This is a genomic window from Streptomyces sp. 1114.5, assembly GCF_003635085.1.
Lineage (GTDB): Bacteria > Actinomycetota > Actinomycetes > Streptomycetales > Streptomycetaceae > Kitasatospora.
The window spans coordinates 4611766-4624837 of sequence record NZ_RBXE01000001.1; the positions used below are offsets into that span (position 1 = coordinate 4611766).

Consider the following 13072-nt stretch of genomic DNA (forward strand, 5'->3'; position numbering starts at 1 on the left):
CGGGGAGCGACCCCCGACCCGGGCCGGCCCGGCCGGGTCGTGCCGCCGCCACGGCGCGGCGGCACGGGAACGGCGCGCGCTGCGTCACGGCGCGGCCCGGGCGGTTGGAGAAGGGGTGGCGCAGTGATGCCCTTCCGGCAATCGCGTCCGGTCCGGCGCCGCTTCTGGCTGGAGACGGCCCTCGGCGGGCTGTCCGGACTGCTGTTCCTGCTCACCCTGGTGTGGCCGCAGTGGATCGAGACGCTCATCGGCATCGACCCGGACGCCGGCAGCGGCGCAGCGGAATGGCTGGTGGTCGCGCTGGCGGCCGCCGTCACCGCCGCCTGCCTGCTCGGCGCCCGGATCGAGTGGCGCCGGGCGCGCCCGTCCTCGGCCCGTGCCGCCCGCTGACGGGCGAGGAGGACCGTCATGTCTGACACATCATCACCCGGTGTCGCCCCCGAGCGGCTGACCGAACTCGTCCGGAAGGCTCCACTGAGCTTCGTGGGCACGGTCACCAGGGTCGGCGGCACCTCGCTCGCGGCCTTCCCGGCCGACGCCCGCAACGAACGCACGACCGTGGTCCGGGTGGACCAGGTGCTGCACGCGCCCGAGGCCTTCCGGCAGCTCGCGGGCAGCGAGGTCACCGTCCAACTGGCCCCGGACGACGACCTGTTGGCCGTCGGCGACACGAGGGCGTTCTTCACCCAGGGCCTGGTCTTCGGCGAGACCCTGGGCGTCACCGAGGTCGGCCGGCTGCCGGCCGAGACCGTCCAGCGGCACGTTTCGCTCGCCGCCACCACGGCCGACGAACTGCCGTTCTCCGCGGTGCAACGGGAGATCCGCAACCAGGACCTGGCCGCGCACGCCGCGGAGGCGGACGCCGTCGTCGTCGCCACCGTGGCCGGCCTGGAGGACCTGGGCCTGCCGTCGTACTCCGAGCACGCCCCGCACTGGTGGCGTGCCACGCTCGACGTCTCGCACGTCGAGGCCGGCGCTGTCGAACCCGGGCGGATCAGCGTCCTCTACCCGAGCAGCGAGGACGTCCGCTGGCGCCACGTGCCCAAGCCGCTGCCCGGACAGCCGGGCCTGTGGCTGCTGCACGGGACGTCCGGCGAGCTGGCCGCGCACGCGCCGTACCGACTGCTCGACGCCGACGACTACCAGCCCGCCCAGAAGCTCGCCGACCTAAGGGAACGGAGGTGAGCCCAGATGCCCACCATCAAGGTCGTCGACATCACCCCCAAGTCGCTGAGCGGCGAAACGAAGCTGGACAATGAGCCCAGCATCGCGGTCAACCCGGAGAACCCGAACGAGATCGTCGCGACGGCATTCACCGCCGCCCCGCTGGGCAGCCCCTTCGCCCCCGTGTACGTCTCGACCGACGGCGGGAACACGTGGGTGCTGAACCCGGTCGTCCCGGGCAACGGGGGCCTCGGCACCGGGGACATCAGCGTCGGCTTCGCCTCGCAGGGCGGTCAGCTCTACACCGGAATCCTCAACGGGCTGACCGGCGACCTGCAGATCCTGCGCGCACCGACGATCACCTCGGCCACGCCGATGAGCGTGCTCGTCGACCGCAGCGACGTGGACCAGCCCTGGGTGGTCGCCATCACCGTCTCGGTGAACGGCCACGACAGCGACCGGGTGTACGTCGGCAACAACGACGCCGCCTCGCCGACGGGGAGCGCCACCGTGGACGTCTCGGGAGACGCCCGCACCGGGCCGGCTCCGGCCGGGTTCGGCCCCGTCCGGCTCGACCGGCGCCCCGGCACGCTCTTCGACGGGCCGCCGGTGCGGATCGCGGCGCACCCGGACGGCACGGTCTACGTCGCGTTCCAGAGCTTCACCGCCGAAGACCCCGTGGACAAGGCCCAGATGACCTTCGACGTCGTGGTCGCCCGCGACGACCGGGGCGGCATCGGAGCGAAGCCCTTCGAGGACCTGCTGGACTCGGCCGACGGCGAGGTCGGCCAGCGCGTGGTCACCGGCCGGAAGGTCCGGTTCAACTCCAAGCAGCGGACGCTGGGCCAGGAACGCACCGGCGCCGACCTGTCGATCGGGGTGGACCCGACGGACTCCGACAGCGTGTGGATCGCCTACTGCGACAACCTCGGCGGAACCGCCCCCACCGACTACGTGCTGCACACCCGCCACTCGAAGGACGGGGGGCACACCTGGTCGGCGGCGCGCCCGGACGTGGTCGGCGGCAAGAACCCGTCGTGGGCGGTCAACTCCGACGGGCTGGTCGGCCTGGTCTACCAGCGGCTGGCCGACAACCAGTGGTCGACGGTGCTGGAGCTGACCGGTGACGGCTTCGCGACGGTGGAGAGCCACGTGCTGCACCAGGCCCCAGGCGACGTCCCGCCGGCCGGGAGGCAACTGCCGTACCTCGGCGACTACATCCGGATGGTCGCGGTAGGGAAGGACTTCTACGGGATCTTCGCCGGCAACAACACCCCGGACCGGGCCAACTTCCCGGTGGGCGTGACGTACCAGCGCAACGCCAACTTCACCACCCACCAACTGCTCGCCCTGGACGCGTTCACCACGGTGCCACCGTCCATCGACCCGTTCTTCTTCCACCGCGCCGCCTAGCGCTTTTCACGTCGCCACGCAGCGCTTCTCGCGCCCGGGCGCCCGCCACGGTCGATCGTGGCGGGCGCCCAGCTGTCGGGCACTGTGGCTTCGGGGGTGTTCGGTTCGGGGGTGTTCAGGCGGCGGCCAGGCAGAACTGCACCAGCCCGGCGTCCACTTCGAGGACGATCTCCTGCATCTCCGCCCACGGCGGGTGGAACGCGGTGCCCCACTCGACGGTGAAGCCGAGCACCTTCTCCCGGTCCGGGTTGACGAAGTGCCGGGAGTAGACGTAGTCGTCGCTGGTCCCGCTGGTCGGGTAGAGGTGGAAGCCGGACATCGGCTTGTACGTCACGCCGCGCACGCCGTGGACGCCCAGGCAGAACGCCTCGGCGAGCAGCACGGCGGCGTCCTCGTCGCCCTTGGGGATGTACTCGGCGTACGTGAGGTCGCCGGGCAGGCCGCGCTTGCCGTCGAACGCGTGGTTGCGGAAGTTCATGGCGGGGTCGACCGACTGGTTCTCGTCGTCGCCCCAGTTGTAGAGCATGTCCTTGGAGTAGCTGTGCACGTCGACGAACCACCGGGTCCGCGGGAACCGGTCGAGCAGCCAGCGGACGTTGCGGGTCTCCGGCTCGGAGAACGCGCTCGGGCCGGCGTAGACGTACCGGTCGCAGGGGTTGGTCGACACCTGGGGGTGTGCGTTCGGGTCGAAGGCGGTGGTGAAGTCGAAGAGGAAGTCGTAGTTGCGGTTGAGGTCGACGCCGACGCAGGCCGGGTCCGACTGGCTGCCGTTGTTGTGCGGGTTGCGGTTCTTGCGCCACATCGGCTTGACGGTCTGGCTGTAGAGCCGGCCGTCCGGATTGACCAGCGGGAAGATCACCAGGTCCAGGCGGCGGAGCAGGCTCAGCACCTGGTCGGCGGTGAAGGTGGTGTCGTGGTAGCCGAGGCCGGTGCCGTTCTGGTGGGCCTCCAGCAGGTCGGCGGCGAGGTGGACGAGGATCTCGCAGCTGCCCCACTCACGGGCATGGACGCCGCCGATCATCATCACGCACGGCTTGGGGATGCCGGCGGGGGCGCCGATCTTCAGGGCGTGGGCGGTGCGGCCCTCCCAGGAGGGCTCGGGCAGGGTGATGAGTTCGGTGAGCCCGGGGTAGGCGGTGGCCAGGCTGGTCACGGCGGACTCGACCTCGGTGATGTTCAGGTACGGCATGGCGGGCCTCCCGGGTCAGCCGGCGAGCTTGGCGGCCAGGCCGTGCGGGACGGCGTCGGCGGCGGCGAACCGGTCGCCGGTGCCGACCTCGGCCTGGGCGGCGCGTCCGGCCTCGCTGGCGTTGCCGGTCCGGGTGACCGTGACGCCCTCGCGTTCGAGGGCCGGGATCTCGGAGGCCGGGGCGTAGACGTCGATGCCGATACGGCCGTCCGCCTCGACGTGCGGGCGTCCGCCGACGTCGGGACGGGTCTCGTGGAGCAGGGTGCGCAGGGTCTCGCGGTCTTCGGCGATGACGTGCAGGCGCAGGATGTCGTCGTGGGGTGCTTCGTTCGGAACGGCGGACATGGGGGACTTCTTCCGGGCGCCGCCGGCGCTTCGGGGAGTGCTCGGGGGAGCTGGTCCTCGGGGGAGTGCTTCGGCGAGCGGGTCCTCGGGGAGTGCTCGGAAGTACTCCGGGGCTTGCTCGGCGGTGCCGATCTGGGCGGATATGTCCGACGTGTACCTCGTATCCTCAGGATGCGTCGCCGCCGTAGAAGGCGTCAAGGGGCGGCGAAGGCATCCCGTCCAGCAGGGCCTCCAGGCCACTGAGCATCTCCGCCTCGTCGTCGAAGTCGGCGAAGCGGGGCACCAGGGCGCGCAGCCGCGGGTACTCGGCGGCGGGCAGCCGGTGCAGGCCCAGCCGCAGCGCGGGGTCCGGCTCCTCCGGGTTGTCGACCACCTGGCGCTTGTCCACCAGCAGGCAGCCGAGGTTCCAGGCGACGAAGGTGCGGTAGACGGTCAGCGCGGTGGCGTCGTCGAAACCGGCCCGGCCGAGCACGGCGAGGATGTGCTCGGTGAGTTCGAGCACCGGCGCCGGGCGGCGGGTCATCGGGACGCTCAGCGGCCGGGTCGCGACCAGCGGCAGGATCTCGGGGTGGGCGTGCGCGGCGGCGGCGAAGGCCTGGGCGATCCGGCGCAGCTCCTGGCGCCAGCCGGGCTCGCGGGCGGCGTCGGCGCTGGTCCGCAGCCGGTCGTTGACCTCGGTGAAGTAGGCCTCGATCAGGCCGTCCAGCAGGGCTTCCTTGCCCGGGGTGTAGCGGTACAGGGCCATCGACTCGACGCCCAGCTCGGTGGCCAGCCGGCGCATGGTCAGTGCGCTCAGGCCCTCGCGGTCGACCAGCGCCACGGCGGCGGCGAGGACCAGCGGGCGGTTCAGCCGGCCCCGCTTCTCGGTGCCGTCCCGTTCGACCATGTCCGCACTCCTCAGGAGGCAGCGGTGGGTGTGATGCAGCGGATGTCACGCAGCGGATACAGAACCAGGATACAAGGTATGAATCGGGCGTAAACGGGTGAGCCGCTTTCGATCGGCCGAGGCGGCGAACTCGCTGGTCAGCCGACCAGCAGCCGGACGGCGAGCCCGGCGACCAGGGTGGAGGAACCGAGTGCGGTGAGTAGTCGGCCGCGCGGCCCGGTCAACGCCCGGCCCAGCAGCGCGCCGCCGGAGGCGAGCAGCAGCTGCCAGCCGGCCGAGGCGGCGAACGCGGCGGCCGCGAACACCGCCCGGGCCAGGGCGTCGGAGGCCGCACCCTCCCGGGCCCCGCTGCCGAGGACCAGTGCGGCGAAGTAGAGCACGGTGAGCGGGTTCAGCAGGGTGATCCCGAGCAGGGTGAGGAACGCCCGGGCGGGGGAGGGCGGTTCCCGCTCCGGCGTCGCGGCGGCCCCCGGGCGGCTGCTGCGCAGCGCGGAGCGGGCCGTGCGGGCGGCCAGGGCCAGCAGGACCACGGCAGAGGCGATCCGCAGCGGCCCGGCGAACGGTGCGAGCAGGGGTGCGAGGCCGGTGCCGCCCGCCGCCGCGAGCAGGGCGTACAGCCCGTCGGCGGTGGCCACGCCGAGTGCGGCGCAGGCGCCGGTGCGCAGCGAGGTCCGGGCGGTGAGGGCGACCAGGTAGGCCCCGACGGCGCCCACCGGGACGGCGACGCCGAACCCGGCGAGCAGCCCCGCGACCAGGGCGGCCCTCACGCGCGGGCGGCGTCGCGCCTCCGGGGCCGGCCGGGCTGCTGCTGACCCGCGGCCGGGCGGGCGGCGGAGGTCACGGGCAGCGGGCGGGCGGGGGAGTCGGTCATGGGCCGATCCTGGCGGCCGGGCCGCGGCGACGGCAACTGCTTTTCGCGGGGCGCCGGGTAGCGTGGGGGCCGTCCTGTGATCGAAGGCCCCGAGGAGAGCCGATGGACAGTCAGAACGACTCCGTGCGCGAGCTGTTGACGCAGGCCTGGTCCTCCTGGGCGGAGCGCGGCGCGGCCCTGGACGCCGAGGACTGGGACCGGCCGACCCGGCTGCCCGCGTGGACCGTCCGGGAGCTGTACGCACACGTGGCGCCGATGCCGGAGATGTTCGCCGGGCTGCGCGCGGCCGTCCTGGCCGGGCCGGCCGAGGTGACCAGCGGCGCCGGGATCCTACGGGCCTACAACCGGCCGGGCGGCATCGCGCACACCGCGGCCGGGCAGGTCGCCGAGGCGGCGAAGCAGTCCGCCGGTTCGCTCGAACCCGCCCTGCTGATCGCCCGGTTCGGGGTCGAGGGCCCGGCCGCCCTGGCCGGCCTCGCGGACCTGCCGCCGAGCATGACGGTGGCGCACCCGCTGCTCGGCAGCGTGACGGTCGGCGCGCTCGGCGAGGTGGCGCTGATGGAGGCGACCGTCCACCTCCTCGACCTGATCGCGGCCGTCGGCGGCCCGCCGCCCGCCGACGCCGCCCTGCACGCGACCCGCGCGCTGCTGGCCGAGGTCGCGGACCCGGTGGCCTTCATCGAGGCGGCGACCGGGCGCAGCTCGGAGGCGGTGCTGCCGGTCGTCCGTTGAGGCGCCGCTCCCGGCCGCCCGCCGAGCTGCCGCTCCCGGTCGTCCGTTGCGGCCCGTCGTTCGGCGGGGGCCAGGTAAGTGCTGGTCAGCAGTATGATCAGCGGCTGGTATCGGCCCGATCGGGGGAGAGTCAGTGGACCAGGTGCTCAACATGTGGTGGGTGCTGCCCGTCGTCCTGTACGGCAGCGGGTGGATCGTCAAGGACGCCCGGCAGGCGTTGAAGGTGCGGCACGAGCGGAAGATGGAGCTGCTGGCCGCGACCGAGCGCCGGCAGGCCGCGCTGGAGGCGTCCAACCGCGCGCCGGAGCCGGTCTGCGGCTGCACCCACCACCTGGCCAAGCACGACAAGCAGGGCCGCTGCCACGAGGACGTCGAGGCCCCGACCGCCTGGGACGCCGACCGCCGCCCGCTGCAGTACGAGGCGCGGCGCTGCAACTGCCAGCAGTACATCGGTCCGGAGCCGCTGGGCACGGTCTTCGCCCCGGAGCTGGTCGACCCGCGCTGATCCTGCGTGTACGGCCCCTCGGAGGTGGAGGCCGGTGCGCTGGCATGACCCTTTCAAAGGCGCGGGTTTGCTGTCACGCTGCTGCTCCCGGCCCGCTCCCCACGAGAGGTTCCGATGAGAAGACTCCTGCATGCCCTGACCGGCGCCGCGCTGTTCGCGGCGGCCGGCCTCACGGCGCTCGCCACCCCCAATGTGGCGAGCGCCGCGGACTGCACAGCCACCCAGGTGGTGGCCAACGGCGGTTTCGAGTCAGGCAGTTCGCCCTGGACGGCGCCGAGCGGCGCGATCACCTCCGACACCGGCCAGAGCGCGCACTCCGGCGGCTCCTACGCCTGGCTCGACGGCTACGGCTCCACCCACGCCGACACGCTCTCGCAGTCCGTCGCCCTCCCCGCGGGGTGCGGCACCGCCACGCTCGGGTTCTGGCTGCACGTCGACACCGCCGAGACGACCACCAGCACGGCCTACGACAAACTGACCGTCAAACTCGGCTCCACCACCCTGGCCACCTACTCCAACCTGGACGCCCGCGACGGGTACGTGCACAAGACCGTCGACGTCTCCGCCTTCGCCGGACAGACCGCGACGCTCGCCTTCACCGGGACGGAGGACTCCAGCCTGCAGACCAGCTTCGTGCTGGACGACGTCACCCTGGACGCCTCCGGCGGCACCACCCCGCCCCAGCCCGGCGACCCGACCCGCACCCCGGCCGCGCCCGGCTACACCGTCAACCTCACCAGCGACGCCTCCGGCGGCAGTTGGACCGGGCACGAGAGCGTGACCTTCACCAACGCCTCGCCCACCGCGCTGAACGAGGTCTACCTACGGCTCTGGGACAACTGGCACGGCAGCTGCCCCAGCACCCCGATCACGGTGACCAACGTGACCGGCGGCACGCCCGCCCCGCTCTCGGTGAACTGCACCGCGCTCAAGATCACCCTGCCGGCGCCGCTCGCGCAGGGCCAGAGCGGAACCGTCGGCTTCGACCTCGGCATCACCGTGCCGAGCGGCGCCGACCGCTTCGGCCGCGACGGGGCGTTCAACTTCCTCGGCAACGCCCTGCCCGTCCTGGCGATCCGCGACGCGGCCGGCTGGCACCTCGACCCGTACACCAACAACGGCGAGTCCTTCTACTCGGTGGCCGCGGACTTCACCGTCACCCTCGACCACCCGACGAGCCTGCTCGTCCCCGCGACCGGCACCTCGGTGGACACCCCCGGCACGGCCGGGCGGACCGTGACCAAGGCGACCGCGAGCAAGGTGCGCGACTTCGCCTGGGGTGCCGGGCCGTTCACCGTGGTCTCCGGCACCTCGCAGGCCGGGGTGAAGGTCAACGTCTACTCGGTGGCCGGGATCAGCGCGGCGGACGCCAAGTCGATGCTCTCCACCGCGACCTCCGCGGTCGACGCCCACGCCCAGCGCTTCGGCGCCTACCCGTACGGCGAACTGGACGCGGTGATCGACAACAACTTCTGGTTCGGCGGCATGGAGTACCCGGGCTTTGTCCTCGACCTGGTCAGCACCACGGCGCTGACCCACGAGATCGGCCACCAGTGGTGGTACGGCATCGTGGGCGACGACGAGTACAACGGCCCCTGGCTGGACGAGGCCTTCACCGACTACGCCACCGATCTGGCCCTCGGCAAGACCGGCAACGGCTGCTGGAACAGCGTCTCCTGGGCCTCGTCGGCGGAGAAGATCACCAACTCGATGGCGTACTGGGACGCCAACTCCTCCCGCTACTCCACCGTGGTCTACGGCTACGGCAAGTGCGCCCTGCACGACCTGCGCCGCACGATCGGCGACACCGCGATGACCACGCTGCTGCGCAGCTACGCGCAGGCGCACTGGTACGGGGTGTCCACCACCGCCGAGTTCAAGGCCGCGGCCCAGGCCGCCACCACCGTCGACCTGACCTCCTTCTGGAGCCAGCACCGCATCGAGGGCTGAGCACCCGAGTACCTGAGCACCTGAGTACCTGAGCACCGCAGCACCCGAGTACCTGAGCACCGCAGCAACCGAAGCTCCTGAAGGCGCCGCCCCCGTTTTCGGCCGGGGGCGGCGCCCCTTGACTGCGCGCGCCGTGCGGCGGACGCTGTCCGTATACGGCATAAATGTCCGCCGTCCACGGACAGCCGAAAGCAGTCGAAAGCACACGACCCACCGTCGCGAGGCTCCCGGCGCTGAACCCCCGACCGCTGGAGCGATCATGTCGACCCCGACCACCCCCTACGTGGCGCTGCCGGACAGCTCCCGCGTTCCGCTCCGCGGAGCGCGGGTCATCGGCCCGGCCGACCCACGGGCTCCCCTCACCGTCACCGTCTACCTGCGGCGCGACCCCGCTGCGCCCGAGCGGCCGAACGTGTACGAGCTGGCGCTGCAGCCGCCGACCCGCCGCACCGTCCCCACCGACGAGGAGTACGCCGCCACCCACCGCTGGCGCGACACCGACCTGAAGGCCGTCGAGGCCTTCGCCGCCGAGCACCGGCTCGCCGTCTCCGACGAGAACGCGGCGGCCCGGAGCATCGACCTGACCGGGACCACCGAGGACGTCGCGAACGCCTTCCGGGTCACCCTGGCCCGCTACCGCTACCGGGACGCCAACGACCGACCCCGGGTCTACCGTGGCCGGGAAGGCCAGATCCACGTACCCGCGGACCTGCGCGACATCGTCACCTGCGTGTTCGGCCTGGACGACCGGCCGATCGGCGACCGCCTGCTGCTCCGGCGGGCCGCCAACGGTATCGCGAAGGCGGCGCACACCACGCTGCAGAAGCCGCCGGGCACCTTCTTCCCGACGGACCTGGAGGCCCCGTACGCCTACCCCGCCGGCACCGACGGCGCCGGGCAGTGCATCGCCGTGCTCGCCTTTAACGGGGAGACGCCACCGGGCGTCCCCTCCGGGGGCTACTCGATCGACGCACTGCGGAACTACTTCGTCAACGTCCTGAATCTGCCCATGCCGGACATCAGCAACGTCGTGATCCCGGGTGTCGGCAGCACGGGCAACGACCCGGGCCAGGATTCCGACCCCGACTCGCCCGACTCCAGCGGCGAGATCATGCTCGACCTGGCGGTCGTCGGTGCCCTCGCGCCCAAGGCGAAGATCGTCGTGTACTTCAGCAAGTTCACCGAACAGGGCTGGGTCAAGGTGATCACCAGGATCGTCAACGACACCGTCAACCGGCCCTCGGTGATCTCCGGAAGCTACGGAAACTCCGAACCGGTGCTCGGCAGCCGGTGGACCGCGGCAGCGGTCGCCCGGGCCGACGCGGCCTTCGCCAACGCGGCGGAGAAGAACATCAGCATCTGCTGCGCCTCGGGCGACGACGGCTCCCGCGACGACGTCCTCGACGAGCGCGCCCACGCCGACTTCCCGTCCTCCAGCCCGCACGTGCTCGGCATCGGCGGCACCCGGCTGGTGCTGAACCACGGGGCGATCGTCGAGACCGTCTGGGACGACGGCCCCGGCCGCCGCACGGGCGGCGGCATCAGCGCCGTCTTCCCGGTGCCGCCCTACCAGAATGACGCCCACGTCCCGCCGTCCGTCAACCCGCCGTTCGCGGCGGGCCGCGGCGACCCGGACGTCTCCGCCCTCGCCGACCCGGTGACGGGTGTGGTCGTCCCGAGCGTGGACGGCGTGCACTTCGGCGTGGTCGGAGGCACCAGCGCGTCCGCCCCGATGTGGTCCGCCCTGCTGGCCCGGATCAACGAGGGGCTCGGCGCCCCGGTCGGCTTCCTGAACCCGCTGCTGTACGCGAAGTTCGCGACGGGCGTCCTGCGGGACGTCACCCAGGGCAGCAACGGCGCCTACGCCTCCGGGCCCGGCTGGGATCCGTGCACCGGCCTCGGCAGCCCCGGCGGGCAGCAGCTGCTGGACGGCCTCAAGGCGCTGTAGACCCGCTCCTGTTCGGTTCTCTTCGGTCCGCACCGGTCGGTGCGGGGACCGCCGCGGCGGCCCCCGCACCGACCGTCGTGTCCGTGGGCGCTGTCGGTTCCGTCAGCGCCGTCAGCGCCGTCAGCCCAGGGCGAGGGCGCTCAGCCGGTCGGTCGCGCCGTTGAAGTAGTCCTGGTCACCGGGGAAGGTGCCGGAGTCCGCGTACTGCCAGAAGGTCTGGTAGCCCCAGCCGTTCGGCAGGGTGCCGACGGTGGAGGCGTAACGGGCTATCCAGAGCGGGTTGGTGGCGCCGAAGCCGCCGTAGTTGCCGGTGCACTGGGTCCACCAGTTGGTGGTGGTGTAGATGGTGGGGTAGCGGCCGGTGCGCGAGTGGACGGTGTCGCTGAAGGAGCGGATCCAGCTGACCATGGCGCTCTGGCTCAGGCCGTAGCAGGTGGCGCCGTAGGGGTTGTACTCGATGTCCAGGGCCGGCGGCAGGGTCCTGCCGTCGGCGGACCAGCCGCCGCCGTGGTCGACGAAGTAGTTGGCCTGGGTGGCGCCGGAGGAGCTGTTCGGCAGCGCGAAGTGGTAGGCGCCGCGGATCAGGCCGGAGTTGTAGGAGCCGTTGTACTGCTGGGCGAAGTACGGGTTGGTGTAGCCGGTGCCCTCGGTGGCCTTGACGTAGGCGAAGCGGGCGCCGTTGGCCGCCGCCGAGGACCAGTTGACGTTGCCCTGGTAGCTGGCGACGTCCAGCCCGGGGGTCTGGGTGACCGCGAGGGAGGCGAGGGGCGCGGCGCCGCGGCCCTCGTGGGCGGCGACGGTGGAGCCGGCGAAGTCGCGGTCGGGGTGGAAGCCGGGTCGGCCCTCGACGGTCGGGGCGATGGGGGAGGCGGAGGCGGCTGGGGCGGCTGCGCCGGCGACCAGCGCGGTGGTGGCGAGCGCGGAGAGGACGGACAGGACAGACCGGACGGGCAGGCGGCGGGGGCGGGCCGGTCTGTCGGGCCCGGTGGCGCAGGCGGTGCGGGCGGCGCGGGAAGAGCGGGGCATGTGCACTCCTCTGATCCGGTACGGACGGGTCTGATCCGGTGTGCGCGTGCGGCCCAAGAGGCCTGGTACGACCGGGGGTTGGCCCGGCCGTACGGCAGAGTAGCCATGTACCCGCCAGCAGCGCCAGGCATCTCGGACCACATCCTGAACCGGCGCCCCAGGTGCCGGACCGCCACCACCGGCAACGCGGGTTGCCGGTCCTGCTGGTTCTGCCGGTCCTGCGCGTCCTGACCGTCCTGGCCGTCCCGGCCCTCCCGGTGGTCTTCGCCGATCGGCGGCCCCGGGGGCGGGCCGCGGGCTGTGACACGATGCCGAGGTGCCTGCCGTACGGGCGGCACCCGGCACGGAGGAGAGGACCAGCCATGATCGACAACGCCACCGGCACCGCCCGGCCCATCGGGGAGCCCGCCTTCCGCCCCGCCACGCCCGCCGACGTCCCGGCGCTGGTCGAGCTGGTCGAGTCCGCCTACCGGGGCGACGCCAGCCGGGTCGGCTGGACCACCGAGGCCGACCTGCTCGGCGGGCAGCGGACCGACCCGCAGGCCCTCACCGAGGCCATCGGCAACCCCGGGGTGCTGGTGCTGCTGGCCGAGCGCGACGGCGAACTGGTCGCCTGCTGCCAGCTGGAGCGGCGCGGAGGGAAGGCCTACTTCGGCATGTTCTCGGTGCGCCCCGGCCTGCAGGGCGGCGGGGTCGGCCGGGCCGTGCTGGCGGAGGCGGAGCGGGTGGCCGGCCAGGAGTGGGGCGTCGGCGCGATGGAGATGGCGGTGATCACGCAGCGCGCCGACCTGATCGCCTGGTACGAGCGGCGCGGCTACCGGCGGACCGGCGCCTTCAGCCCCTTCCCGTACGGCGACGAGCGCTTCGGCATCCCACTGCGGCCGGACCTCCGGTTCGAGCACCTGAGCAAGGAGCTGAAGGCCTCCTGACGGGCCGGTCGGAGGGGCCGGTCGGAGGGGCCGGTCGGAGGCGTCGGTCGGAGCGTCGGTCGGAGGCGTCGGTCAGGGCTGGTGCGGCTCGGTTCCGGGAGGTGATCCGGCGTC

Annotated in this window: 13 protein-coding genes; 8 read left to right on the plus strand and 5 right to left on the minus strand. The window is 72.7% G+C overall.

From position 1 onward, the window contains the following. The first annotated feature begins 126 nt into the window (after positions 1–126). The 3 genes from BX285_RS20485 to BX285_RS20495 are packed head-to-tail and all read left to right on the plus strand — an operon-like array spanning position 127 to position 2577. Positions 127–390, plus strand: coding sequence for an ABC transporter permease (locus tag BX285_RS20485; RefSeq protein WP_097239305.1), 264 nt, complete (start codon positions 127–129; stop codon positions 388–390). A gap of 18 nt (positions 391–408) precedes the next feature. Next, positions 409–1185, plus strand: a complete 777-nt coding sequence (locus BX285_RS20490; protein WP_147465198.1) for a hypothetical protein — start codon at positions 409–411, stop codon at positions 1183–1185. A 6-nt stretch (positions 1186–1191) separates the two neighbouring features. After that, positions 1192–2577 carry a hypothetical protein gene (locus BX285_RS20495; RefSeq protein ID WP_121176234.1) on the plus strand — a complete coding sequence of 462 codons (1386 nt, stop codon included), beginning with the start codon at positions 1192–1194 and terminating at the stop codon, positions 2575–2577. 115 nt (positions 2578–2692) lie between these two features. Here BX285_RS20495 and BX285_RS20500 read toward each other — a convergent pair whose 3' ends face one another. The 4 genes from BX285_RS20500 to BX285_RS20515 form a co-directional block, all read right to left on the minus strand. Further along, positions 2693–3766, minus strand: coding sequence for a M14 family metallopeptidase (locus BX285_RS20500; protein WP_097239308.1), 1074 nt, complete (start codon positions 3764–3766; stop codon positions 2693–2695). 15 nt (positions 3767–3781) lie between these two features. Further along, complete coding sequence (locus BX285_RS20505) at positions 3782–4111, minus strand: hypothetical protein (RefSeq protein WP_097239309.1); 330 nt, start codon at positions 4109–4111, stop codon at positions 3782–3784. A 166-nt stretch (positions 4112–4277) separates the two neighbouring features. After that, positions 4278–4997 (minus strand): TetR/AcrR family transcriptional regulator, encoded by a 720-nt coding sequence (locus BX285_RS20510; protein ID WP_097239310.1) that lies wholly within the window; start codon positions 4995–4997, stop codon positions 4278–4280. A gap of 137 nt (positions 4998–5134) precedes the next feature. Then, positions 5135–5764, minus strand: coding sequence for a LysE family transporter (locus tag BX285_RS20515; RefSeq protein ID WP_121176237.1), 630 nt, complete (start codon positions 5762–5764; stop codon positions 5135–5137). Positions 5765–5970: 206 nt separating this feature from the next. Between BX285_RS20515 and BX285_RS20520 the strand changes: the two genes are divergently transcribed. The 4 genes from BX285_RS20520 (at position 5971) to BX285_RS20535 (ending at position 11003) form a co-directional block, all read left to right on the plus strand. Beyond that, a complete protein-coding gene (locus BX285_RS20520; protein WP_121176240.1) occupies positions 5971–6600 on the plus strand; it encodes a maleylpyruvate isomerase N-terminal domain-containing protein in 630 nt (209 codons plus the stop codon). 151 nt (positions 6601–6751) lie between these two features. Beyond that, entirely contained in the window at positions 6752–7105 is a 354-nt protein-coding gene (locus BX285_RS20525; protein ID WP_097240459.1) for a hypothetical protein, read from the plus strand. A gap of 114 nt (positions 7106–7219) precedes the next feature. Next, entirely contained in the window at positions 7220–9055 is a 1836-nt protein-coding gene (locus tag BX285_RS20530; protein ID WP_121176242.1) for a M1 family aminopeptidase, read from the plus strand. Between the two features lie 259 nt (positions 9056–9314). Further along, positions 9315–11003 (plus strand): protease pro-enzyme activation domain-containing protein, encoded by a 1689-nt coding sequence (locus tag BX285_RS20535; protein WP_121176245.1) that lies wholly within the window; start codon positions 9315–9317, stop codon positions 11001–11003. 120 nt (positions 11004–11123) lie between these two features. Here the strand turns inward: BX285_RS20535 and BX285_RS20540 are convergent, their stop codons facing one another. After that, positions 11124–12029, minus strand: coding sequence for a lysozyme (locus BX285_RS20540; protein WP_121176247.1), 906 nt, complete (start codon positions 12027–12029; stop codon positions 11124–11126). A 362-nt stretch (positions 12030–12391) separates the two neighbouring features. Between BX285_RS20540 and BX285_RS20545 the strand changes: the two genes are divergently transcribed. Then, positions 12392–12958, plus strand: a complete 567-nt coding sequence (locus tag BX285_RS20545; protein ID WP_121176250.1) for a GNAT family N-acetyltransferase — start codon at positions 12392–12394, stop codon at positions 12956–12958. Positions 12959–13072: the final 114 nt, after the last annotated feature.